We start from the raw sequence: 24,339 nt of genomic DNA, 5'->3' as shown, positions 1-24,339 counted from the left end.
GCTTTACTCCTTGGCGAATAACGGAGGCGGCCGTGCGGGCTGCTTCCGGATTGAGGTCTGGAGGTTTACCGAGACGATGTCCCTGAAGGGTCTCTTGTCGTCCCGCAACGCCGCTGCTCCCCGCAGTGCGCGCACTCTTGCCGCCTCGGCGTTGTCCGATGGCGAGCGTCTCGCCATGCTTGATGAGCTTGAACAATCGGGCCTCGGCTGGTTCTGGGCGAGCGATGCGAATGGCCATTTGACCTATCTGTCCGCTGCCATCGCGGCGCGGCTTGATATCCCGCTTGGCGACTTGCTGGGCCACCCCCTCAGTGCCATTTTCTCAGCCGCCGACCGCGAGCAGCGCGGCAAATCGCTCCCGCTGATGCTCGGCGCACACAAAGCCTTTGGCGGGATCGCAGTCCATGCGGCGCGGCGGCCCGAAGGCGCGGTACTGCGTCTGTCCGGCCAGCCGGTGACCACCGCCGACGGGCGCTTTGCGGGCTTCCGCGGCACCGGCGTCGACATCACCGAAGAATATCACCGCGAGGAGGAAACCGCGCGGCTCGCGCGCTACGATTCGCTCACTGGCCTCAGCAATCGCCACCGCATGGCGCACCAGATCGAAAGCACATTGACCGCGTTCAAGGCCGCGCGGCGCAACTGCGCAGTGATGATGATCGACCTCGACCGGTTCAAGCATGTCAACGACACGCTCGGCCATGCGGCAGGGGATGAATTGCTCAAGCAGGTCGCCGCAAGGCTAACCCGTGCGATTGACCGCGAATGCGAGATCGGACGGCTCGGCGGCGACGAGTTCCAGGTGATGCTGCCCGATATTGACGACCGCGGGTTGCTCGGCGATCTGGCGATGAAGATCATCACCATGCTGCGCCAGCCTTACAGCCTCGAAGACGGCCGCTGCGTCATCGGCGCTTCGCTCGGCATTGCGATTGCCCCGCATGACGGGGTGAGCCGCGAGGAAATCGTGCGCGCTGCCGATCTTGCGCTCTATGCCTCCAAGAATGGCGGGCGGGGGCAATATCGCTTCTTCTCGGGCGAGCTTGAGAACGAGACAATCTTCCGCCGCCGTCTGGAGCAGGACTTGGGAACAGCCCTGCGCGAAGAGCAATTGTTCCTCCGCTTCGAACCCATCGTCGAAGCCGCCGCCGGATCGGTCTGCGCGCTTGAGGCGCATGTGTGTTGGACCCACGCCGAGCGAGGTGTGATCGACGAGGAAGAATTCGCCCAGATCGTAGAAGGCTCCACCTTGCTACCCGATGTCGGGCGCTGGGCGATTGCCGCCGCGTGCCAGCGCGCAGCCTTGTGGCCCGATACCGTCCGGGTGGCGGTCAATGTGCCAGTCGCGCTGTTCCTTGCCGATAACTTCGTCGAGCAGATCGGCGAAGCGATCGACATCGCCGGACTTAACCCTGTGCGGCTCGAGTTGGAGATTAGCGAGGCTGTGTTCTTCGGCGATGCCGCCGTAGTCGACCGCACGCTCGCCGCACTGTTCAAGCTGGGCGTGCGCCTGACTCTCGACGAGTTCGGCTCGGGCTATTCCTCGCTCGCCTATCTGCGCCGGGCGCCGTTTGACAGCATCAAGATCGATCAGAAGCTGATTGCCGAAGCCGAACGCCAAGACAGCCGCGAACTTGGGCTGGTGCGCGCGATTGTGGCGCTGGCCGGTGCGCTCCAGATGGACACGATCGCGAGCGGTATCGAAAGCGCGGACCTGCTGGCAGCCTTGACCGCCGGCGGTGTGCGCTACCTCGAAGGCCCGATTTTCAGCGAACCGGTCGACGAAGATGCGCTGGCCGAAGAGATGGCTGGCGGCACGTGGAAGATCGAACCCGGCACCGACCGCACCCGCCGTGCCCGGCGCCGGACTGTGTTCCGCAAGATCCAGGTGATCCATGACGACTATGCCTATGAGGTAACGCTGCGCAACCTCTCGAAGTCGGGCGCGCTGATCCAGGGGCTGGCCGAAGTGCCCAAGGGCACGCAATTCGTGGTCGACCTGGGCGGCGGACAGCTGGCGGTGGCGACGGTAACGCGTGCCAATGGCGATGTGCAGGGGCTCGAGTTCGAACAATCCCTGATCGAGGACGGGTCGGGCGGGCTATGCACCCGCAACCGCGTCTCACCCTATGCGCTCGCCGCTGCCGGAACCCCGCTCGCGGCACTGGCACCGGGCCGGTTCCTCGGCATGGATCAGGGCGGCGCGATCCCCAAGTTCGGCTATGCTGCACCATCAGCTTAGGTGTTGCGTTTTTGGCGAATGACAACCGCCTGACCGGGCGCTAAGTCGCGGCTTAATGACCGACCTCTCCAAAATCCGCAATTTCTCCATCATCGCGCATATCGACCATGGCAAGTCGACCCTCGCGGACCGGCTGATCCAGTTCACCGGAGGCCTCACCGCGCGTGAGATGTCCGAGCAAGTCCTTGATAACATGGACATTGAGAAAGAGCGCGGCATCACCATCAAGGCGCAGACCGTGCGCCTCAACTACACCGCCAAGGATGGCGAGACCTACCAGCTCAACCTCATGGACACCCCCGGCCACGTCGACTTCGCTTACGAGGTCTCCCGCAGCCTCGCCGCGTGCGAGGGCGCGCTGCTGGTCGTCGACGCCGCGCAGGGCGTCGAGGCCCAGACCCTCGCCAACGTTTACCAGTCCATCGAGCACGATCACGAAATCGTCCCCGTCATCAACAAGATCGACCTCCCCGCCGCCGAACCCGAGAAGGTCCGCGCCGAGATCGAGGAGATCATCGGCCTCGACGCCTCCAACGCGGTCATGACCAGCGCCAAGTCCGGCATCGGGATCGAGGACGTGCTCGAAGCCGTCGTCCAGCGCATCCCCGCGCCCAAGGGCAAGATCGACGCCCCGCTCACCGCCAGCCTCGTGGACTCGTGGTACGACCCCTATCTCGGCGTCGTCATCCTCGTGCGCGTGATCGACGGCAAGCTCACCAAGGGGCTCAACATCCGCTTCATGCAGGGCGGCACCCAACACCTCGTCGACCGCGTCGGCTGCTTCACCCCCAAGCGCACCGACCTCAGCGAACTCGGCCCGGGCGAGATCGGCTTCATCACCGCCCAGATCAAGGAAGTCGAGCAGGCCCGCGTCGGTGACACCATCACCACCGTGAAGGGCGGATCGGACACCCCGCTGCCGGGCTACAAGGAAGTCCAGCCGGTCGTCTTCTGCGGCCTGTTCCCGGTCGACGCCGCCGATTTCGAGAAGCTGCGCGAAAGCATCGCCAAGCTGCGCCTCAACGACGCCTCCTTCTCCTTCGAGATGGAAAGCTCCGCCGCGCTGGGCTTCGGCTTCCGCTGCGGCTTCCTCGGCCTGCTGCATCTGGAAATCATCCAGGAACGCCTCAGCCGCGAATACGACCTCGACCTCATCACCACCGCGCCTTCGGTGGTGTACCGCATCCACCTCGGCCACTCGAAATATGAGGACGCCAAGGTGATCGACATCCACAACCCCGCCGATTGGCCCGACACCAACCGGATCGAGGTGATCGAGGAGCCGTGGATCAAGGCGGTGATCTACACCCCCGACGAGTACCTCGGCGCGATCCTGAAACTGTGTCAGGACCGCCGCGGCATCCAGACCGAGCTCACCTATGTCGGCGGCCGCGCGCAGGTGACCTACGAACTGCCGCTCAACGAAGTGGTGTTCGATTTCTACGACCGCCTGAAGTCGATCAGCCGCGGCTATGCCAGCTTCGATTACGAGCAGATCGGCACGCGCGAGGGTGACCTTGTGAAGATGAACATCCTCGTCAACGCCGAGCCGGTCGATGCGCTGAGCCTGATCGTCCACCGCCACGTCGCCGAAGAACGCGGCCGCGGCATGTGCGAACGCCTCAAAGACCTGATCCCCCGCCACCTGTTCAAGATCCCGATCCAGGCCGCGATCGGCGGCAAGGTGATCGCCCGCGAAACCATCGCCGCGATGCGCAAGGACGTGACCGCCAAATGCTACGGCGGCGACATTTCCCGGAAGAAGAAGCTGCTCGACAAGCAGAAGAAGGGGAAGGCGCGGATGCGGGAGTATGGGAATGTGAGCATTCCGCAGGAGGCCTTCATTGCGGCTCTCAGAATGGGCGAGGAGTAAACCCGACCCCCGTTCGCCCTGAGCCTGTCGAAGGGTCGCACTTCTCTTGGGAAGTGAAGGACAGTGCTTCGACAAGCTCAGCACGAACGGGTTTGAGGGGAGTGGCCGCTTTCGGGCGAGCAATCCTCCCCATCAGAGGACTGGGACCACCGAAGGTGGTGGAGGGGCACGCGCCCTTATCGCTGACCGATTTTTGGTTCGCGCCAAGAAGCCAAGAAGCCAAGATGGCGGCGCTTGGAGCCAAGAAGGGTGTCACGCAGGGCCCGCAGAGGGGCAGCACTTCCCTCTCCCGCAAGCGGGAGGGGGACAAGACCTCAAAATCCTCCCCTAAAGGGGAGGGGGACCACCCCGGACCTGATCCGGGGTCGTGGAGGGGCGAGCAAGCCAGCCCCCCAATCAACAACCCCTACAAAGTGCTCCCCATCGCCGTCCGGATCGTATCGAACACATCCGACAGCGTCAGCCCGAGCGACTGAAACGCGATAAGCGCCGCAATCGCGATCAGCGCGACGATGAGCCCATATTCAATCGCGGTGGCCCCCGCCTCATCATCCCGCAGCCGTGTGAACATTGCGAACCCTTTCAATGCGTTGTGCTAAAGGTGGAGGTGAAAGGTTGCTGAGAGGTGGCGGGGGATGGTTAAGACTGCGGCCCGGCGCGTAGCGCAGTCGTTCGCGCAGCGAACGGCAAGCTAGTAGCCAGGGGCCGCGTTTCGGCCGGCTGGGCTGCGAAGCGGAACCCGTTCGACGTCAAGACGCGGCTTTGCCGCGGCTGGCCTCTCTTCCCGTTCGCCCTGAGCTTGTCGAAGGGCTGCCTTACTCTTTCGTAGTTGCGCGCAAACCAAGAAGTGCAGTGCTTCGATGAACTCAACACGGACGGTTTTCTTGACAGAAGTGGGCGCTTCCCCTTCCAGCTTGCGGGGGGCAATTCCAATGGTTGGTAACCGCTTGACTCTATTGCGCTGACGCAGGATCACTTGCACATGGCTTTCGGTGTATTCATGCACAAGGATGGGTCGATTTACGACGACATCCCCGCTGTCCAATATCAATTTCCGAAAATCTATCTCGGTCGCGCCGAGCAGATGGTTGGTGACTGGGTCATCTACCTCGAATCAGGCAAAGTTCGATACTCTCGAGGCTATTTTGCCGCGGCGAAGGTTGAAAAAATTGTTCCTGACCCCAGGGCCGAAGATTTGTTTTTAGCTTTGATTGAAGATGGTACTTATCTTGATTTCTCATCAGAAGTATCTTTTCGAGTTGGAGAAATTCCGGTTGAACTCGGTCTTTTGAATGAGGCCGGGAAGATTTCTGGGCGTGCCCAATCTGCTGTTCGCCCACTTTCCAACTCTGACTTCGCGCGCATCATCTCCTTGGGCCTGCCGGACGACCAAGCGCTTCCACGCGTTGGCGATCCCGAGCCATTGGATCGCGTCCGGGAAGAACAGACGCCATTCGAAGTCGAACGCCCGCTGGTTCAGTCGCTTCTCAACCGCCCTTTCCGCGACCGCGCGTTTCGCCGCGCCGTGCTGCATGCCTATGACGGCCGCTGCGCGGTCACAGGCTGGCGGCTGGTTAACGGGGGAGGGCGGCTTGAAGCCGAAGCCGCGCATATTCGACCTGTTGAGCACGGCGGACCTGACTCGATCCGGAACGGCCTTGCCCTTTCAGGTACGGCCCATTGGATGTTCGATCGTGGCTTGATTGGCGTGGCCGACAACCACGAGATCATTGTTCACCGCAAGGTTAATGACCGTAGCGGGGTGGAGGCAATCATCAATTCTTCCGGCAAACTGATTGCGCCCTCGCGCGAAGCGGACCGCCCCCATCCGCAATTTCTGGATTGGCACCGTGAGTTTCACGCCTTCGCGGCTTAGACGCCAACTGAGCCCGCCCCTCCACCATCCTGCGGATGGTCCCCCTCCCCTGAAGGGGAAGATGGTGCGCCTCAAACCCCTGTAAGCAGAAAATCTAGCGCATTCAGAACCGTATCGCCGTCCTCCTCCAGCGAAACCACCTTCGCCCCCAACTCGCGCAACTCAACCGCCGAGAGAAGCTGTACCATCAACACATAGTGCTCCCCGCCAATCTCAAACACGGGATTGAGCCGCCGCGCAGGCTTCGGCGCTTGGCTCTCGACAATCAGCGGCGCCACCACGCGGGTCTTAAGCCCATCCAGCAGGTCAGCCTGACAATCGACCACTAGCGCCCCGCCGCGCTTCAACGCGTAAACATCGAAACGCGCCATCAGAACAGGCGATGATCCGCGAGTGGCAGGCCGTTGGCCTCAACCCAGTCATTGGCCGCCGCGACCGCATCTCCGTTTTCTTCAAGCCAACGCGCCGCTTCAGCCTCGCGGATGGCATCGCGCAGGCCGCGTTCGGCGGCTTCGGACACCGTGATTCCGAGCCTTTTTGCATCGGCGAGGTAATCTGGCCGGATGGTCATGGTTGTGCGCTTGCGCGGCTCGCTAGGGGCCTTGAGGCGTGAAGGTGTGTGGCTGTTCATGTCACAAATGTATATGCATAGACTGTATGCATCAAGGAAAAAGCAGCCACGGCAAAGCCGCGGCCATGAGGTGGCCTTCGGCCAGCTTCGCTTCCGAACGGGTCGGCTGACGCCGCCCGCCGGCCGGGGGCAGTGATGCGCTGCCGCGCACCGGCTTCCAGCTTGGCCTTTGCTGCGCAAACGCCTGCGCTGGGCGCCATCACCTGCCCTCCGGCGGATCAAACCGATCACCCGCCGCGTTCCACTTCACGTCGAGCACCTCGCGGGTCTTGGCGTCGGCCTTCATCGCGTCGAGGTCGCGGTCGCGGAGGGATATGAAGTGGGCCCAGGCGGTGCGGGTTTCCTCGGTGAGCGCGGCCCAGCGGTGTTCGGCCTCGTGCCGCAAGCGCAGGCGGATTTCCTCGACCTTGCGGTCGATGCGGCGGCGGACGTCCTCGGCTGAGACCTGGGGCTTGCTGGCCTCGTGCTCGGCGATCCATTCCTGCTTGAGCCGGTCGAGCTGCATCTGGCTGATCGCGTTGAGGCCTTTCGGCCCGCCGCCGGCCGCGAAGCGCTCGGGCGCGCGGTTGCGCAGGATGAACATCAGCAGCCGGTCGTTGTAACGGGTGCGGGTGCCGATGAGCTTGCCGTAGGAGTAGAGCGGTTCCTCCACGCCGTTCAGCGCGCGGTCCATCACCACGTCCTCGATCCGGGCCACGCCAAGCTGGAGCGCGGCCTCCCATGCGGTGCGGAAGCTCTCGGCGCCGGGCTGGCGGCGCAGGTGGTAGGCACCCTCGGCGCTCATGTCGACGGCGCGGGCGGCGGCCTTGACCGAGCCGGAGTCGGCCAGCGCCTCAATGAAGGCGATCTGGCGGGCGGGAGTCCAGCCGTCGTGGCGCTCGTACTGGCGGGGGACGGGGGTGAAGGGGGGCAGCTCTCCCTGCGCGACAGGGAGGCGGGCGGTGCGGGGGTCGGTGCGTCGGGTCATGGGGGTAAGGGATCACAAATCGCGCGAGTAGGAAAATGTGGGTGTGGGGGCTGGCGTCCCGCGCCGTTCCGCGTTTGCTGGCGCAAACGCTCCATGCGACACGTGACGTCGAACGGGTCGGCAAGCCGACCCGCCGGCCGGGCTTCCGCCTCTCATGCCCAAGCCTTCGGCTTTGGGCATAGGGCATCAGCCTTCACTTGGCGTTCAGCGCGGGGCTGGCTATAGGGTCGGCCATGTCGACCAAGCTCACCACTCGTCTCGCTCAGGCTGCGCTCGCCGCCGCGACCCTCGCGACCCTCTCCGCCTGTGCCGGGAGCACCGAGGGCAAGGACGTCGCCTACGTGGCGCGCGATGTCGAATCGCTCTATGCCGAGGCGCAGCGGCGGCTGGACAAGGGTAACACCTTGCAGGCCGCGGCGCTGTTCGACGAGGTGGAGCGCCAGCACCCCTATTCGCCCTGGGCCCGCCGCGCGCAGCTGATGAGCGCGTTCAGCTATTACATCGCGCGCGATTACAACAAGGCGATCCAGAACGCGCAGCGGTTCCTGTCGATCCACCCGGGCAACAAGGATGCGCCGTACGCGTACTATCTGATCGCGCTGAGCTATTACGAGCAGATCAGCGATGTGAACCGCGACCAGAAGATCACCGAGCAGGCCCAGACCGCGCTGCGCGAAGTCAACCGCCGCTTCCCGCAGACCGAATACGCCGCCGATGCGCGGCTGAAGCTCGATCTGGTGGCGGATCACCTTGCGGGCAAGGAGATGGAGATCGGTCGCCACTATCAGCGCATGGGCCTGTGGCTCGCGGCGGATATGCGGTTCCGCAACGTGGTCGAAAAGTTCGACACCACCAGCCACACGCCCGAGGCGCTCTACCGCCTCACCGAAAGCAGCCTTGCGCTCGGCGTGCCGGAGGAAGCGGTGAAGTACGCCGCGGTGCTGGGTGCAAACTATCCCGGCAGCGAGTGGTACGACCGCGCTTTCAAGCTGGTCGGCAAGCACGCCGAGGGTGTCACTGCTTCCTAGTTTTGCGATCCCGCCTTCGCGGGTACGTCCTCGGTGCGGTTTAAGCCTTGCAGGCTTGAGCACCTGCGGGCGGCCTTGCAGGTGTGCTTTGCACGTCTGCGCCTTCGGCTTCGACTCCGGCCTTGCGGCTGCTGTGCAGCCGAGTCAGCGCTTTTAAGCCCCACCGCTCCGCTGCTTCAGTGCGGGCCTTGACTAGCCTGAGCGGCTTGGTCAAAGTCTCGGAATCAGGGGAGAATTGCCATTCACAGATCGATCCGTCTTGCCGCCGCCTTCGGGATTGCTGTCAGCATTCCGGCCCTCGCGGCGGCGCAGGAGGATGGATACCAGACCCCGCCCGCCGCCGTCGCCGATATCGTCACGCGCGCGCCCAGCCCGAACGTGTCGGTCTCGCCCGCCGGGGACCAGCTTCTGCTGATCCAGCGCGAGGCGCTGCCGCCCGTTGCCGATCTTGCCAAGCCGATGGAGAAGCTGGCCGGATTGCGGCTCGATGCCGCCACCAATGACCGGCACCGCACCCGTTCGGCCTCCGGGCTGACTTTGCAGGACATCGCCAGCGGCCAGACTCGCGCGGTGGCGCTGCCAGCCGGTGCCGATCTGTCAGGCTTCACCTGGACGACCGACGGAGCGAAGGTTGCGTTCGCCAACACCCGCACGGACGGCGTTGACCTGTGGGTGCTCGACACCGCCACAGCCGCCGCGCGCAAGCTGATGACTGGCGGCGTCAACCCGATCTTCCAATCGCCCGAATGGCTGGCCGACGGATCGCTGCTGGTGCTGACCATTCCCGAAGGACGCGGCCCCATGCCGACCGAGCCGCTTACCCCGCGCGGCCCCGCAATCCAGACCGCCACCGGCGGTAAGCAGGCGCAGAACCCCACCTATCAGGATCTGCTCGAAAACCCGCATGACGAGGCGCTGTTCACCTGGATGACGACGTCGCAGCCGGTGATCATGTCGGCTGACGGGCGCAGCAAGCGCGCGATCGGACCTGCGCGCATCTACACTTCTGTCACGCCGTCGCCCGATGGCAAATATATGCTGATGGAATGGCTGGAGCCGCCGTTTTCCTATCAGGTGCCGTGGTCGCGCTTCCCCACGACCAGCGCGGTCTACACGGCTGATGGCAAGCTGGTCCAGACCGTGGTCCAGCGACCGCTCGCCGATGATCTGCCGGTGCAGGGCGTCGTCACCGGGCGGCGCAACATCCAGTGGCATCCGAACCAGGATGCGCTGCTGATCTGGACCGAGGCGCAGGACGGCGGGGATCCGCGCGTCAAGACCACCAACCGCGATAATCTGCTTGCGCTGGCCGCCCCGTTCAAGGGCGAGGCACGCGTAATTGCCCGGCTGGAAGACCGCCGCGCATCGGGTGTCCTGGGGATTGAGGGTTCGGACGATCTGATTGCATACGAATATGACCGAGACACCCGCGAAGTCCGCCAGACCCTGATCGACGTCACCGGCACCGCAGCTCCGCGTGAACTCGGCATCCGCAATCTTCAGGACGCTTACAACGACCCCGGCAGCCCGTTGCTGACCTATTCCGATCGTGGCACCCGCGTGGCGCGAATGGTGGATGGCAAGCTGCTGTTGTCCGGCCTCGGCGCGACGCCTGAAGGGTATCGCCCGTTCCTGCGGCTTTTCGATCTCACCACGCTGACCACCGAAGAGCTGTGGCGCAACTCGGGCGAGCAGTTTGAGAGCGTGGTCGATGTGCTGGCCGAAGATGGCAGCACCTTCGTCACTTCCTACGAAAGCCCGACCAACCCCGGCAATTTCCGCTTGCATCAGGCCGGCGCTGCGCGGTTCCTGACCAGCTTCCCCGATCCCCACCCCGAACTAACCGGGATCAAGCGCGAGCTGGTTACGTACAAACGCGCCGACGGGGTCGATCTCACCGCGACGCTCTATCTGCCTGCCAGCTACAAGCCAGGAGACAAGCTGCCGGTGGTGGTCTGGGCCTATCCGCTGGAATACAACAACGCCGCGACCGCAGGGCAGAACCGCGATTCCCCTTGGCGTTTCACCCGCGTGGGCGGATATTCGCCGCTGTTTTTCCTGACGCAGGGCTATGCCGTGCTCGACAATGCAGCCATGCCGGTGGTTGGCGCTGACCCGGAAACCGTCAATGACAGCTTCATCGAACAGGTGGTGTCCAGCGCCAAGGCGGCGGTTGATTTCACCGTGGCGCGCGGGTTTGGCGATGGCGTGCGTGTGGGCGTGGGCGGGCACAGCTACGGCGCGTTCATGACCGCGCACTTGCTGGCGCATAGCGATATTTTCCGCGCCGGCATTGCCCGGTCGGGCGCATACAACCGCACGCTGACCCCGTTCGGCTTCCAGTCAGAACGGCGGGTGTTCTGGGATACGCCTGAAACGTACTACAAGCTCAGCCCGTTCATGGCTGCGGACACAATCAACGAACCGATCCTGTTCATCCACGGGCAGAACGACAGCAACCAGGGCACCTTCCCTGAACAATCGGAACGGATGTTTGCGGCGGTCAAGGGCACGGGCGGCACCGCGCGGCTGGTGATGCTGCCGCACGAAGACCATGGCTATCGCGGGCGCGAATCAGTGCTGCAGACGCTGGCCGAGATGATCAGCTGGTTCGATAAGCACGTGAAGAACGCGGGCCTCGCAACTGGGGAATAGGCGCGCGCGCCCCTAAGCCGACACCTTGGGGATTGGCGCGCCTTACGCAGGTGACGCGGGCAAGGGTGTGCGCTATCTGTTCTCGCATCCATGCTCACCCGCCTGTCCATCCGCAATATCGTCCTTATCGAAGCGCTCGATCTCACCTTCGCGCGCGGGCTGGGCGTGCTGACGGGGGAGACGGGGGCGGGCAAGTCGATCCTGCTGGATGCGTTGGGGCTGGTGCTGGGCGACCGGGCGGAAACCTCGCTGGTGCGCGCTGGTGAGGACAAGGCGAGTGTTACCGCCAGCTTTGAATTCGCTGCGCTGCCTGCGGGCATCGCTGCCGCGCTCGACGATGCCGAGATCGCCATTGAGCCGGGAGAGCCGCTGCTGATCCGGCGGCAGGTCAAGGCGGATGGCGGGTCCAAGGCCTTCATCAATGACCAAGCCGCCAGCGTCGCCCTGCTGCGCGAATTGGCGCCTGCGCTGGTGGAATTGCACGGCCAGCATGACGACCGGGGCCTTGTGAACCCGCGCGGGCACCGGTTGCTGCTGGATCGCTATGCCGGCACCGATACCGCCGGGCTGGAGCGTGCTTTTGCCGATTGGGCGCGCACCGAGGCGCAGTTGGCCGAGGCGCGCGGCGCGGTGGAGCAGGCCAAGGCCGATCAGGATCTGCTGATCGCACACCTCGCCGAACTCGCCGCGCTGGAGCCGGTTGCGGGCGAGGAAGCGCGGCTCGCGGGCGCGCGGGCGGATATGCAGAAGGGCGAGAAGCTCTCGGACGATCTCGAAACGCTGCGGCACCTGTGGGAAGGATCGGATTCGCCGCTGGCGTCCTTGCGGGTGGCGGCGAGGAAGCTCGACCGGATTGCCGAACAGCACGCCCTGCTCGCCGAAGCGCTGGCCGCGCTCGACCGCGCGGTGATCGAGGCGACCGAGGCTGAGGACAAGCTGCGCGCTGCGGCTGAGGCGCTGGTGCATGATCCGCACGAATTGGAGCGCGCCGAAACGCGGTTGTTCGAACTGCGGGCGGCGGCGCGAAAGCATCGCTGCGAGGTGGATGATCTGCCCGAACTGATGCGGACGATGCGCGCGCGCCTTGACGCGATCGAAGGCGGGGAAGCGCAGCTCGACGCGCTGGAAGCCGCCGCCAAGGAAGCGCGCACGGCCTATGTTGCGGCGGCCGAGGCGGCGCACGCTGCGCGCGTGGCGGGCGCGGAGCGGCTGGATGCGGCGGTGGCGGCTGAGCTTGCCCCGCTCAAGCTCGATGCCGCCCGGTTCCGTACCGCGATCACGCCGCTGCCAGAGGAGCGCTGGAACGCCCACGGCATGGACGCGGTGGAGTTCCTGATCTCGACCAACCCCGGCGCGGATTTTGCGCCTTTGGGCAAGATTGCGAGCGGCGGGGAATTGTCGCGTTTCATCCTCGCGCTGAAGGTCGCTCTGGCCGAGCAGGGCGGGGCGGCGACGATCATCTTCGACGAAATCGACCGCGGCGTGGGCGGCGCGGTGGCGTCTGCCATCGGCGAGCGTTTGGCGCGGCTCGCGTCGCAAGAGGGGCAATTGCTGGCGGTGACGCACTCGCCGCAGGTGGCGGCGCGCGGGGGGCAGCATTACCTGATCGCCAAGGCCTCGAGCGGGATCGTGACCAAGACCAGCGTGGTGCTGCTCGACCCAGCTGGGCGGCAGGAGGAAATCGCCCGGATGCTGTCCGGCGCCGAAGTCACGCCCGAAGCCCGCGCGCAGGCGGACCGGTTGCTGGAGGGGGTGTGATGCGCCTGCTCCCCGTTCTCCTGCTTACCGCTGCCTGCGCCACCACCACGCCCGCGCCAGAGGAGGCCATGCCGGCTGTGCAACCCAACAACGCGACCTATGGCACCGACGCCAACCTTGCGCCTTCCGCGCCCGACGCGATCTTGCGCTATGCCGACCACCCGCGCGGGTTTGCCGAGCTGCGGCTCCCCGCAGGGGACGGGCCGTTTCCGCTGGCGGTGATTTATCACGGTGGATGCTGGAAGACCGGGATCGCCTCGCAGGCCTATATGGCCCCGCTCGCCACCCGCTGGCAGCAACTTGGCATCGCGACGCTCAATGTCGATTACCGCGAGGTCGGGGACGGGGGCGGCTGGCCGGGGTCGTTCGCGGATTGGGCGGCTTCGGCCGAGCTGATTGACGACGTCGCGGCCAAGCATCCCATCGACCGTGCGCGCGTGACGCTGGTCGGCCATTCGGCGGGTGCCTTGCCCGCGCAGTGGTTGGCGAGCGCGCAGGGCGCGGATGGCCCCATTGGCAAGCGCCAACCGCTGAAGGCCCGCGCCGCGATCGTGCTCGATGGGCCGGGCGATGTCGGGGTCGAGCGTTCGGCGTTTGACACGCTGTGCCAGTTCTCGGCGGTCGATCCGTTCATCGGCGCCCCGCCCGAAGCTGCGCGCGATCGCTACGCCGCGATTTCGCCTGCCACCTACGCGCCGCAACTGGCTGAACTGCTGTTCGTGCAGGCCAAGCTGCCCGCCCCCTCACCCGCGACACAGGCCGCGCTTGCGGCAGGCGGGGCGAAGGTGGCGGTGCGCGAGAATGTCGGCATGAGCCACTTTGCCATCATCACCCCCGGCAACCCGGTCTATACCGCCAATGAAGCGGCCATGCTGGGTGTGCTCAAGGGCGGTGAATGACCCGTTGCCCGCCGCCGCTGCGACGCGCTATGCTGCGGCAGTTCAAGGGGGAGGGACGATCATGAAGCCTATCATTTCGCTGCTGGCGTTGGCCGCAACGCTATCCGCCTGCACGCCCGCCGCGCCGGTGGCTGTGGCCCCGCCGGCGCCCGACACGCGCTTTGCGGTGACCGACACCAAGGATTACGGCCCCGAAGAGGTCAACACGATCCCCTCTGACGCCCCGACGCTCACAGTCGCTTACGGCACCGCTTCGGCGCGGCAATATGGCGAATTGCGGATGCCCGAGGGCAAGGGACCCTTCCCGGTGGCGGTGATCTGGCACGGCGGGTGCTGGTCGGGCTACGCGGGACCGTTCGGGGTTTCCGGCCTTGCGACCTTCCTCGCCCGCAACGGCGTTGCCACCTGGACACCCGGCTACCGCGAACTCGGTTCGGACGGGGGCTGGCCCAACACCTTCGCCGACTGGGCGCAGGGCCTTGCCTATGTGAAGACGCTCGCCAAGTCCTATCCCATCGATCTGTCGCGCCTCACTCTGATGGGCCACTCGGCGGGAACGACGCCAGCGGTCTGGCTGGGGACGGGCGACTACGGCGATGCGGTGATCGAGCGCGATCTGCCCAAACCGCGCGCTGCTGTGGTGATCGACGGGCCGCTGCGCACCGCGCCCTTCGTCGGGGTCGACGCGGCGATCTGCGGCCAGCCCGTCATCGTCCCGCTGATGGGCGGCACCCCGGCGGACGTGCCGTCGCGTTACGCCATGCTCGACCCGCTGGTGAACAAGCCGCTGATCAAGCGGCTGCTGGTGGTCGACGGCGCGCTGCCCGATCCCGAGCCTGAGGTGATCGCAGGCCTGCGCGCGCAGGGCATCGCGGTCGAGGTGATCCGGGTGTCGCAGGAACAGCACTTCAACATGCTGGTGCCCGGCACCAAGGATTTTGCCGCCATCGGCCCGTCGTTGCTGGACATTGCCAAGGCCCGGTGAAAAAGCTGCGGGCATGAGCACCGAAGGATTGAGCGAGGCGGATGCCGCCAATGAATTGATGCGCCTCGCCCGCGCCATCGCCAAACACGACCGCCTGTATCACGCCGAGGATTCGCCGGAGATTTCCGACGCTGAATATGACGCGCTCGTCCGCCGCAATGCCGAGCTGGAAGCGGCGTTCCCGCATCTGATCCGCGACGACAGCCCCTCGCGCAAGGTCGGCCACGCCATCGCCGCCTCGCCGCTCGGCAAGGTTGCGCATGAGGTTCGGATGATGAGCCTCGACAACGCCTTCAGCCCGGACGAGGTGGCTGAGTGGCTGGCCCGGATGCGCAGGTTCCTCAACCTGCCCGAAGGCGAGCCGCTGGCTGTCACCACCGAGGACAAGATCGACGGATTGTCCTGCTCGCTTCGCTACGAGAACGGGGTGCTGGTCCGTGCCGCGACACGCGGTGACGGGCAGGTAGGCGAGGATGTAACGGCTAACGTCGCGCACATCCCTGACATCCCGCAAAGCCTGCCGCAAGGGGTGCCCGCAGTGTTTGAAGTGCGCGGGGAGGTCTATATGGAAAAACAGGCCTTTACCGCACTCAATGCTGCGCAGCATGAAGCGGGCGGAAAGCTGTTTGCCAACCCGCGCAATGCGGCGGCGGGGAGCCTTCGGCAGAAGGATGCGAGCGTCACCGCCAAGCGGCCCTTGCGGTTCTGGGCGCATGGCTGGGGCGCGGCGAGCGAAGTGCCGGGGGCGACCCAATCTGAGGTAGTGGAGCGGTTGCGAGCATGGGGCTTCCCCGTCTCGCCGCTGTTCACCCGCGTCGTCGGTGGGGCGGATGAGCTGGTGGCGCGCTTCAATGCCATCGGCGCGGCACGGCCCGATCTTCCCTATGACATCGACGGGGTGGTCTACAAACTCGACCGGCTCGATTGGCAGGAGCGATTGGGCTTTGTCGCCAAGGCCCCGCGCTGGGCGCTGGCGCACAAGTTCCCGGCGGAGCGCGCTGAAACCGTGGTGCAGGGGATTGACATTCAGGTCGGGCGCACCGGCAAACTGACCCCGGTGGGCAGGCTCGCCCCGGTGCTGGTCGGCGGGGTGACGGTCACCAATGTGACGCTCCACAACCGCGACGAGGTCGCGCGGCTCGGCCTCAGGATCGGTGACCGCGTGGTGATCCAGCGCGCCGGCGATGTGATCCCGCAAGTGGTCGAGAACCTGACCCGCGAAGACCCGCGCGAGGCCTTCCCGTTCCCCGACCACTGCCCCGAATGCGGCAGCGAGGCGGTGGCCGAGGAAGGCGAAGTCGATGTCCGCTGCACCGCCGGGTTGATCTGCCCTGCGCAGCGAACCCAGCGGCTCGAACATTTCGTTAGCCGCAAGGCGCTAGACATCGAGGGGCTGGGCGAAAAAACCATCGCGCAATTCTTTGCGCTCGGCTGGCTGGAAAGCCCGGCGGATATCTTCCGCCTTCGTCAGCGGCGAGGTGACATCCTCGCGCTAGAAGGATGGCAGGAGAAGTCCGTCGACAACCTCCTCGCCGCAATTGAAGCCAAGCGCACGCCCGATGCGGCCCGGCTGCTGTTCGCGCTCGGCATTCGCCACGTCGGCGAGGTGACGGCGCGGGACTTGATGAAGAATTTTAATGAGATATCGAGAATTCGCGAAGCCGCCGAGTATCTGAACACTTGGTATCGGACTGACTGGGGCGCACGCTTAAAGCCGCCAAAGGATGACGATCGATACCTTGCATTTACGTCGATCGATGGCGTTGGTGACGCTGTTGTGGAGTCATTCCGAGACTTCTTCCACGAACCGCACAATGTCGCGGTGTGGGAAGACCTCCTCGGCGAAGTCACCCCGCCGCGTTTCGAAGTGAAGACCATTGCCAGCCGCGTGGCTGGCAAGACCGTGGTGTTCACCGGCAAGCTCGAAACCATGAGCCGCGACGAAGCCAAGGCGCAGGCCGAACGCTTGGGCGCCAAGGCAGCGGGCAGTGTCAGCCCCAAGACCGACCTGCTGGTCGCCGGGCCGGGAGCGGGATCGAAGCTCAAGAAGGCTGCCGAACTCGGGATCGAAGTGGTAGACGAGGCGGGCTGGGCGGCCATCGTCGCCGAGGCAATGGGTGGTTCCGGGGGGAGCGGGGGATGACGATCAGGCGGGGTTGGCTCGGAATTGAAGCGGTGCTGATTGGCCTCGTCGCCTGTTCGAAGACGCCGGACGCTCCGCCTGCTCCAGCTGGATCGCCCCGTTTCGAACTCGCGTTCAGCGATCCGGTCAAGCATGGCGAACGCCTCTCCAAGGTGCTCGGATGCAGCGGTTGCCACGAAACCGGCCTGACCGGACAGGACTGGAGCGATGATATGGGCACGCTCTGGACCGCCAACCTCACGCAGAGCGCGGCGAAGTATTCGCAGGGTGAACTGGCCGCGATGATCACAGCGGGCAAGCGGGCCGACCGTGCGCTGATTGATATGCCGTCCTACCTCTTCAGCGGCCTCAACCCCGCAGATGTCGACGCGATGGTCGCCTATCTCAAGGCGCTGAAGCCCGAAGGTCCGGTTCACCCCGAACCTTCGATGGGGCCGGAACTGCTCGCGATGCAGGCCAAGGGCGAATGGATGGATTCCCCGGCGCGGGTTGCGGCGATGAAGGACAAGGGCCCACCCGATCTCGGCACGGACCACGCCTATGGCCGCTTCATCGTCCGCGCGACCTGTGTCGAGTGCCACGGCATCGACCTGACCGGCGGCAAGGAGCCGATGGAGGCGGACGGCAACGCGCCCCCCAATCTCCGCATCGTCGGCTCCTATCGTCCCGAGGATTTCGCTACGCTGATGCGCACCGGCAAGGCGGCCGGCGAGCGCGAGGTCGGGTTGATGAGCAAGGTTGCACGGCGGCGCTATGCCAATTTCACCGACGGCGAAGTCGGCGCGGTGCGCGCCTATCTTGTGGAGCTTTCCGCGCATGATCCTTGAGGAACTCCACCCCCAAGCCTTGCGCATCGCCGGCTTGCTGCGCGCACGCGGCGAGAAAGTCGCGGTGGCGGATGGTGCGACCGGAGGCCTGATCGCGGCGAGTTTGCTGACGGTCCCCGGCGCGCTCGACTTTTTCGTGGGCGGCGGGGTGGTCTATTCCTTGCGCGCCCGCGACGTGCTGTTCGCGCTCCCGCGCGACGCCTACAAGGGGATGCGCGGGGCGAGCGCGGACTATGCCATGCTGCAAGCGCGCGCGATCCGGGACAATTTTGGGGCCGAGTGGGGTCTGGCTGAAAGCGGCTCGGTCGGCGGATCGTCGCATCCTTCGGGTGCGCCTGCCGGGCAAAGCGTCGCCGCAATTGCGGCGCCCGGCGGCATGACTATCACCTGCATGGTCGAAACCGGCAGCGATGACCGGATCACCAATATGGCCGCCTTCACCCGCAATGCGCTGGGTGCCTTCGAGGATGCGTTGCACGCGGCAGGCCCCCTCTAAGCCTTGCTGATTGGGGGCATTCGCCGCGAAGTTACTGTGTGGTAAGGCGCTTCATGCTAACGCAGAATGGTAATCCATGTGGGGCAATATGGCAGGCTATCTTCAGACATTGATGCGCGACCTGGAATCGCCGGTGGAAGTGCGGCGGTTCGGCTCTGGCTGGTTCGCCGGGTTCTTCGGCCTGCTGTTTGCGATCAGCGGGCTGGTGATGGTCGTCGCGCTCAAATTCCCAGCCTGGTTCACCACGCCCGAATTGCAGATCGTGCGCGACTGGGGCGGATTTCGCACTGCCATCCATGTGATCCTGCTGGCGAGCTATGCGCTCGCGCTGCTGAGCCTGCTCCTGCGTCCGAGGAAGGTGCTGGGCATGACGACGCTGGCCATCGGCCTTGGCGCGGCATTGCTGGGCGGTGCGTCCGTCGAAGCGGATAATGCCGGCGGCTGGGGGATGTTCTTCGGGCTCGATTTCTTCATCGTCAATCTGCTGGCGACCGGCTTCATGTACGCCCCGCTCGAACGCTTTGTGCCGCATCGGCGCGAACAACGCCTGTTCCGCAATGAATGGCGCGAGGATCTGTTCTACTTCCTCGTCAGCTCGATGTTCGTGCAGATTCTGGCGTTCCTGTCGCTGGCGCCGTCACAGATCATCAACGCCAATACGAGCAATTGGCAGGCGTTCCGGGCGATGGTCGCGGACCTGCCGTGGCTGGTGCAATTCGCCATTGTGCTCGTCGCGTCCGATATGCTGCAATACTGGTACCACCGCCTGTTCCACAAAGTGCCGTTCCTGTGGGGTTTCCACGCGGTGCATCACAGCGCCAAGTCGATGGACTGGTTGGCGGGATCGCGGATGCACATTGTCGAGGTGGTGCTGCTGCGCGCGGTGACATCGCTGCCGCTGTTCACGCTGGGCTTTGGCGCGTCGGTGATGCAGGCCTATATCGGCTTCATCTATGTCTGGTCGTCGCTGCTCCACGCCAATGTCGGCGGGAACTTCAACCGGCTCGGCCACTGGATTGCCACGCCGCGCTTCCATCACTGGCACCACGGGCTGGAGCGTGAGGCCTTCGATGTGAACTTCGCGATCCACTTCCCATGGATCGACAAGCTGTTCGGCACCTTCCATTTGCCCGAGGACCGCTGGCCCAAGGATTACGGCATCCCCGAAGACGTGCCGCGCGGCTACGGCCCGCAGTTCCTGTACCCCTGGACCCGGACCGGCAAGAAGTCCGACGAACCCGGCACCGAACCTGCGGAATAATTTTCGCGCGGCTGTCGAATCCGGCTTGCGGCCCGCGTCTCCCTGTCAGAGCCTCGCCATTCCGGCGGGGTGGATGACGGAGACGCGAGATGCAATTCATGCTGATGATCAACGAGGATGAAAGCCCCTATGCGGGTGAGGGCGGCGCGGCGTTGCTGGAGGCGACGCTGGCGGGGCATATGAAGCTCGCTGAAGATCTGGTCGCGGCCGGGGTGCCGTTCTCGGGCGAGCGGCTCAAGCCTGCCGCTATGGCGACCACGATCCGCTGGGATAACGGCGCGGCCACCCTGCATGACGGCCCCTTTGCCGAGACGCATGAGGAACTCGGCGGCTTCTATATCATCGATGTCGCCAGCCTTGATGAGGCGCTCGAATGGGCCAAGCGCATTCCGGTGCCCAAAGGCGGGATCGAGGTGCGCCCGGTCTGGCCGATGGAGGGGTGACGCTTCAGGCCGATCTGGCCCATGCCATCATGGCGGCGCGGCCCCGCGTGGTGGCCGCGCTCGCCGCCCAATTGCGCGATCTGGACGCTGCGGAGGAGGCCTTTGCCAATGCCGCCGCATCCTGCCTCGCGCTCGCCGAGCCGCCGCGCGATGTTGCCGCATGGCTGTTCGTTGCAGCCAAGCGCCGCGCGCTCGATGCGATCCGCAAGGCGCGCAGTGAGGCGCGGACCGCGGATGCCTTGGGGGAGGTGAGCGACATGGCTGACATTCTCGAACTGCCCGAACCGATCCCGGATGAGCGGCTGCGCTTGCTGTTCATCTGCTGCCACCCGGCGCTGGGCCCCGAGGTGCGCGCGCCGCTGGCTCTGAAGGTGATCTGCGGGCTGCCGACCCCGGCGATCGCGCGATTGTTCGTGGTGAGCGAACAGGCGATGTTCCAGCGCATCACCCGCGCCAAGGCCAAGGTGCGTGAGGCGGGGATCGCGTTTGAACTTCCCCCGCGCAAGGCATGGCCCGAGCGGCTGGGCGCGGTGCTGCTGGCGCTCGAACTGGCGTTTACGGCGGCCTATGCGGACGCGGGCGGGGAGCTGTCGGCGGCACTGGAGGAGGATCTTGGCGCGGAAGTGGAGCGGCTGGCGCTGCTGGTGGCGGAACTGCTGCCGCAGGAGCCCGAAGCGCTGGGCCTTGCTGCGCTGGTGCTGCTCGCCCGTTCGCGCGCGGGGGCGCGGCTGGATGGGGAGGGCGCGATGGTGCCGCTGTCGCAGCAGGATGTGGCACTGTGGGACTATCCCCGGATCGCAGCGGCGCGCGGGCTGATGGACCGGGCGGCGCGGCTGGCGCGATCAGGGCCGTATCAGGTGATGGCCGCGATCCAGCTGACCCACGCCCGCCGCGCGTTCGATGGCGCGGTCGATTGGGGCGCGGTGCTGCGGTTTTATGACGTGCTGCTCGCGCTGCGTCCCTCGCCGATGGTGGCGTTGAGCCGCGCGCTGGCTTTGGCGCAGGTCGAGGGTGCCGAGGCCGGGCTGGCGGCGCTCGAAGCGCTCCCCGCCGAGCGGTTGGCGCTGGCGCGGCCTTACCATGTCGCGCGCGCCGATTTGCTGGCGCGGGCGGGGCGGATGGACGAGGCAGCGGCGGCGCTCGATACCGCGCTCGCGCTTGCGCCGCCAAAGGCCGAGCGGTTGCTCCTTGAGCGGCGGCGCGCGGTGCTTACCTAACGCGCCGTCGACGCAGCCACAGAATTGCCCAGTCGCCGCGCTGGAGCCTTGCGGCCATGCGGAACCCAGCGCGGTGCATCGCGCGCTTGACTGCCGCTTCCTGTTCGCCCGCCAGCAGCCCGGCCAAGAGCAAGCTCCCCCCCGGCGGCACAGCCTTGGCAAAATCGGGCGCGAGGCTGACCAGCGGTCCGGCGAGGATGTTGGCGATCAGCAGATCATAGGGCCCGCGCAATTGCAGCAGCGGATCGTCCATCCCGTCCGCCACGATCATCACCGCCTCGCCGGCACTGCCGCCCATCGGGACGGCGTTCAGCCGCGCATTCTCCTCGACCACGCCCACGCACACCGCGTCGATATCGGTGAGGGTGCACAGTGCGCGCGGCCACAGCGCCAGCGCGGCAAAGCCCAGCAGCCCCGTGCCGGTGCCGATATCGGCGACATTGCGGGCGATCACGCCGCTCGCCTTCATGTGGCCCAGCATTTCCAAGCACCCGGCGGTGGTCTTGTGCTGGCCGGTGCCGAAGGCCTGGCTGGCGGGGATCACGAAGTCGATCAGGTCGGGATCGGCAGGGTAATCAGGCGTGTGGACATGAAACCGCCCGGCCCGGATCGGCGGGGCGTAGTGCTGGCTCAGCGTCACCCAGTCTTCAGGCGGCAATTCTTCGACGGTGATCTTGGGTGCCGGTCCATCGAACAGCCCGGACAGTGCAGCCTTCTCTACCTTGCCGGGCTTGCGCGGAAACCAGCCTTCGAGCACCCAGTCGTCGGGCTTGTCCTCCGCTTCCTCGCGGCCCGCGATGACGAGCTCGTAATCCCAATCGTCGACCAGATCATGCGCCAGCAGCGCCGCTTGCACGACAAGCTTGGGCGCGTGGGCGGTCAGTTTCCAGGTGGAGGTCATTGCGCCGCCGCTTCCTTGGCGAGCCGGTCATCGAGCGCCTTGGTCTTGCTGTCGGCATAGGCCGCGCAGGTCATGCCGCCCACCATCGTCCCGGTCCGCGCGCGGGTGAGCATGTCGCTGGCCGAGGGGTGGGGGGTAAGCAACATGCCGCATTCGAGCGGACGCAGCCGGGCAATTCCGCGCCGGAACATCGCGACATAGTCGGGATGGTCGGTAAAGCGGTATTCATCGGCACTGACCGGCGAAAGACTGTCGGCATAGACGATAGTGACGCAGCCGCCCACGTCGCAGCTTTCCCATTGCCAGCTCATCGCGCCGATGGTGTGGCCGGGGGTGGCGAAGCCGGTGATTTCCAGTCCTTCGACCTTCACCAACTCGCCGTCCGCGACGGCGCGGATTGTGCCAGTGACAGGCGCCATCGGCGCGTGCAGCCCGGCTTGCGGATCGCGCGGATCGTCCTTGCCGGTGCGGATCACCTCAACCGCACCTTCACCCACCAGCACGGGTGCGCCGATCAGGCCTTGTAGCCGGGCAAACCCGCCGACATGGTCGAAGTGCTCATGGCTGCCCACGATCACCTTCACGTCGGACAGCTTGACGCCGAGGCTCTCGATATTGGCAGCGATGGCTTCTGAGCCTTTGGCGGTTCCGCTGTCAATCAGCACCGCGCCATCCTCGCCCCGGATTAGCAGCGCGGTGATCCCGCAAGTGCCGACATACCAAGTGTCGCCGTGGATATGGAACGGCTCCGTCGGCTTGTCCCAGTCGTCGAAATCTTCGCAGACCTTGCCAAAGTGCACCATAGCGTCGGAATGCTGCGCGTCCTCGACCGTGGCAGATGCTTGCGAGGTGGCAGCAGCAGTGGTGCACCCGGACAGGGCCAGCACAGCCGCAGCGAGCATGACAATCTTATCGAACAAAGCTCGCTCCATTGGCGTCGATCACCGCGCCCGTCATGCTCGGGGGCGCATCGAGCGCGCAGAAGGTAATGATGGCCGCAATTTCCTCCGGTGTCGCCACCCGGCCCAGCGGAATGTCCGCCAGCAGCCCCGGCCCGCCGCGACTGGCGAGGTAATCGTCGGCCATGCTGGTGTCGGTAAAGCCTGGGGTGACGGCAAAGCTGAGGATGCCGTCCTTGGCATAGGCACGGGCAATCGTCTTGTGCATCCCGATCATTCCGCTCTTGGCGGCGGCATAGTGCCAGTGCGCAGGGCTATCCCCGCGATAGGCGGCGCGGCTGGCGACATGGACGAGCCGCCCGGCAAAGCCACGCTCCTGCCAATGCAGCACCGCAAAGCGCGAAAGCTGCGCAGCGCTGGTGAGGTTGACCCGCAGCGTGTCCTCCCACGCGTCGAGCCATTCGATGTCGGAGCGTTCCAGCCGGTTGGCCTCGAACCGCCCGGCATTGTTGACCACAGCGTCAATCTCACCGCCCGCCAGATCAAGTGCCTGATCCCACAGGCCTTGCACGCTCAGCGGATCGCCGAAATCGGCGGCGATGATCGGCGGGGCGCCGGGTGTGGGGGGAACGGGGCGTGAGGCGTGGCCGATCACGGGAACCCCGCGTTCCGCCAGAGCATCAAGAGCTGCCTTGCCGATTCCGCGGCTCGATCCGGTAACTAGAGTGTATCCCATGCACGTCCCTATCCAAAACTTTGCAAGCTGTGTCCACCGCTCCCCGCTTGCCTCATGCGTCAGCGGCGCTAAGTGGAATGGCGAAAATCTAGGGACCGGACGGGATCACCATGAATCAAAGACCGCTTTCTCCCCATTTGCAGGTGTGGCGCTGGGGGCCGCATATGCTTGTATCGATCCTCCACCGCGCAACCGGCGACGGTATGGCGCTGGTCGGGCTGGGCGTGCTGCTGTGGTGGCTCGGCGCGCTGGCGAGCGGGGCCGAGGCCTACGCCACGTTCCAGGGCGCGATGGGCTCGCCGGTCGGGATGCTGGTGCTGGTTGGCCTGTCGTGGGCATTCTTCACGCACATGATGAGCGGGATGCGCCACTTCGTGCTGGATATCGGGGCCGGCTACGAACTCGATACCAACCGCATGTGGTCGATCGCTGCGCCGATCATCGCTGTCGTTCTCACCGCGGGCTTCTGGGCCCTGATCCTGCTGCGCTGAGGAGCGACGAC

At 65.5% G+C, this 24,339-nt stretch carries 22 protein-coding genes; 15 read left to right on the top strand and 7 right to left on the bottom strand.

Annotated features, from left to right (window positions below; genetic code table 11):
- Nucleotides 1-76 precede the first annotated feature (76 nt).
- Both GRI59_RS10655 and lepA read left to right on the top strand, forming a co-directional pair.
- Nucleotides 77-2,242, top strand: a complete 2,166-nt coding sequence (locus GRI59_RS10655) for a putative bifunctional diguanylate cyclase/phosphodiesterase (protein WP_237440776.1) — start codon at nt 77-79, stop codon at nt 2,240-2,242.
- 55 nt (nt 2,243-2,297) lie between these two features.
- The gene (lepA, locus tag GRI59_RS10650; RefSeq protein ID WP_160761144.1) at nt 2,298-4,115 is read left to right on the top strand and encodes a translation elongation factor 4; all 1,818 of its coding nucleotides are present in this window, start codon (nt 2,298-2,300) and stop codon (nt 4,113-4,115) included.
- A gap of 406 nt (nt 4,116-4,521) precedes the next feature.
- On the opposite strand, the gene GRI59_RS10645 is transcribed toward lepA, so the two are convergent.
- The gene (locus GRI59_RS10645; RefSeq protein ID WP_160761143.1) at nt 4,522-4,686 is read right to left on the bottom strand and encodes a Flp family type IVb pilin; all 165 of its coding nucleotides are present in this window, start codon (nt 4,684-4,686) and stop codon (nt 4,522-4,524) included.
- A 411-nt stretch (nt 4,687-5,097) separates the two neighbouring features.
- Between GRI59_RS10645 and GRI59_RS10640 the strand changes: the two genes are divergently transcribed.
- On the top strand, nt 5,098-5,991 hold the full coding sequence (locus GRI59_RS10640) for an HNH endonuclease (RefSeq protein WP_160761142.1): 894 nt from the start codon (nt 5,098-5,100) through the stop codon (nt 5,989-5,991).
- A 71-nt stretch (nt 5,992-6,062) separates the two neighbouring features.
- On the opposite strand, the gene GRI59_RS10635 is transcribed toward GRI59_RS10640, so the two are convergent.
- From GRI59_RS10635 to GRI59_RS10625, 3 genes are all read right to left on the bottom strand, one after another.
- The gene (locus tag GRI59_RS10635) at nt 6,063-6,362 is read right to left on the bottom strand and encodes a CcdB family protein (RefSeq protein ID WP_160761141.1); all 300 of its coding nucleotides are present in this window, start codon (nt 6,360-6,362) and stop codon (nt 6,063-6,065) included.
- Entirely contained in the window at nt 6,362-6,622 is a 261-nt protein-coding gene (locus GRI59_RS10630) for a type II toxin-antitoxin system CcdA family antitoxin (RefSeq protein WP_160761140.1), read from the bottom strand. The genes GRI59_RS10635 and GRI59_RS10630 overlap by 1 nt, the downstream gene beginning before the upstream one ends.
- Before the next feature lie 199 nt (nt 6,623-6,821).
- Entirely contained in the window at nt 6,822-7,589 is a 768-nt protein-coding gene (locus GRI59_RS10625) for a hypothetical protein (RefSeq protein WP_183363604.1), read from the bottom strand.
- Nucleotides 7,590-7,822: 233 nt separating this feature from the next.
- On the opposite strand from GRI59_RS10625, the gene GRI59_RS10620 reads away from it, so the two are divergent.
- The 11 genes from GRI59_RS10620 to GRI59_RS10570 all read left to right on the top strand — a co-directional run bounded on the left by GRI59_RS10620 (nt 7,823) and on the right by GRI59_RS10570 (nt 21,301).
- Entirely contained in the window at nt 7,823-8,617 is a 795-nt protein-coding gene (locus GRI59_RS10620) for an outer membrane protein assembly factor BamD (RefSeq protein ID WP_160761139.1), read from the top strand.
- Nucleotides 8,618-8,995: 378 nt separating this feature from the next.
- Nucleotides 8,996-11,272 (top strand): S9 family peptidase, encoded by a 2,277-nt coding sequence (locus tag GRI59_RS10615; RefSeq protein WP_337190260.1) that lies wholly within the window; start codon nt 8,996-8,998, stop codon nt 11,270-11,272.
- Nucleotides 11,273-11,362: 90 nt separating this feature from the next.
- Nucleotides 11,363-13,030 (top strand): DNA repair protein RecN, encoded by a 1,668-nt coding sequence (recN, locus tag GRI59_RS10610; protein WP_160761138.1) that lies wholly within the window; start codon nt 11,363-11,365, stop codon nt 13,028-13,030.
- Entirely contained in the window at nt 13,030-13,929 is a 900-nt protein-coding gene (locus GRI59_RS10605) for an alpha/beta hydrolase family protein (RefSeq protein ID WP_160761137.1), read from the top strand. Before recN ends, GRI59_RS10605 begins: the two co-directional genes overlap by 1 nt.
- A gap of 61 nt (nt 13,930-13,990) precedes the next feature.
- Nucleotides 13,991-14,914, top strand: a complete 924-nt coding sequence (locus GRI59_RS10600) for an alpha/beta hydrolase (protein ID WP_160761136.1) — start codon at nt 13,991-13,993, stop codon at nt 14,912-14,914.
- A 13-nt stretch (nt 14,915-14,927) separates the two neighbouring features.
- Nucleotides 14,928-17,057: an NAD-dependent DNA ligase LigA gene (gene ligA, locus GRI59_RS10595; protein ID WP_160761135.1), complete on the top strand. Its 2,130-nt coding sequence runs from the start codon at nt 14,928-14,930 to the stop codon at nt 17,055-17,057.
- On the top strand, nt 17,054-17,884 hold the full coding sequence (locus tag GRI59_RS10590; protein ID WP_160761134.1) for a c-type cytochrome: 831 nt from the start codon (nt 17,054-17,056) through the stop codon (nt 17,882-17,884). Before ligA ends, GRI59_RS10590 begins: the two co-directional genes overlap by 4 nt.
- A complete protein-coding gene (locus GRI59_RS10585) occupies nt 17,874-18,380 on the top strand; it encodes a CinA family protein (protein ID WP_160761133.1) in 507 nt (168 codons plus the stop codon). The genes GRI59_RS10590 and GRI59_RS10585 overlap by 11 nt, the downstream gene beginning before the upstream one ends.
- An 88-nt stretch (nt 18,381-18,468) precedes the next feature.
- The gene (locus GRI59_RS10580) at nt 18,469-19,641 is read left to right on the top strand and encodes a sterol desaturase family protein (protein WP_160761132.1); all 1,173 of its coding nucleotides are present in this window, start codon (nt 18,469-18,471) and stop codon (nt 19,639-19,641) included.
- An 89-nt stretch (nt 19,642-19,730) separates the two neighbouring features.
- Nucleotides 19,731-20,084 carry a YciI family protein gene (locus GRI59_RS10575; RefSeq protein ID WP_160761131.1) on the top strand — a complete coding sequence of 118 codons (354 nt, stop codon included), beginning with the start codon at nt 19,731-19,733 and terminating at the stop codon, nt 20,082-20,084.
- The gene (locus tag GRI59_RS10570) at nt 20,081-21,301 is read left to right on the top strand and encodes an RNA polymerase sigma factor (protein WP_337190259.1); all 1,221 of its coding nucleotides are present in this window, start codon (nt 20,081-20,083) and stop codon (nt 21,299-21,301) included. The genes GRI59_RS10575 and GRI59_RS10570 overlap by 4 nt, the downstream gene beginning before the upstream one ends.
- Here the strand turns inward: GRI59_RS10570 and GRI59_RS10565 are convergent.
- Genes GRI59_RS10565 through GRI59_RS10555 form a run of 3 tightly spaced genes read right to left on the bottom strand, consistent with a single transcriptional unit; the run spans nt 21,294 to nt 23,837 of the window.
- Nucleotides 21,294-22,202, bottom strand: a complete 909-nt coding sequence (locus GRI59_RS10565) for a 50S ribosomal protein L11 methyltransferase (RefSeq protein WP_160761130.1) — start codon at nt 22,200-22,202, stop codon at nt 21,294-21,296. The two genes, GRI59_RS10570 and GRI59_RS10565, sit on opposite strands and share 8 nt — an antisense overlap.
- On the bottom strand, nt 22,199-23,122 hold the full coding sequence (gene bla, locus GRI59_RS10560) for a subclass B3 metallo-beta-lactamase (RefSeq protein ID WP_160761129.1): 924 nt from the start codon (nt 23,120-23,122) through the stop codon (nt 22,199-22,201). Before bla ends, GRI59_RS10565 begins: the two co-directional genes overlap by 4 nt.
- Nucleotides 23,112-23,837, bottom strand: a complete 726-nt coding sequence (locus GRI59_RS10555; protein WP_160761128.1) for an SDR family NAD(P)-dependent oxidoreductase — start codon at nt 23,835-23,837, stop codon at nt 23,112-23,114. The genes bla and GRI59_RS10555 overlap by 11 nt, the downstream gene beginning before the upstream one ends.
- A 110-nt stretch (nt 23,838-23,947) precedes the next feature.
- Between GRI59_RS10555 and sdhC the strand changes: the two genes are divergently transcribed.
- The gene (sdhC, locus tag GRI59_RS10550; RefSeq protein ID WP_160761127.1) at nt 23,948-24,328 is read left to right on the top strand and encodes a succinate dehydrogenase, cytochrome b556 subunit; all 381 of its coding nucleotides are present in this window, start codon (nt 23,948-23,950) and stop codon (nt 24,326-24,328) included.
- The last annotated feature ends 11 nt before the right edge of the window (nt 24,329-24,339 follow it).

This window comes from Erythrobacter ramosus (assembly GCF_009828055.1).
Taxonomy (GTDB): domain Bacteria; phylum Pseudomonadota; class Alphaproteobacteria; order Sphingomonadales; family Sphingomonadaceae; genus Erythrobacter; species Erythrobacter ramosus.
The sequence above is the reverse complement of the archived record's forward strand: the minus strand, read 5'-3'. Positions and strand labels throughout refer to the sequence as shown.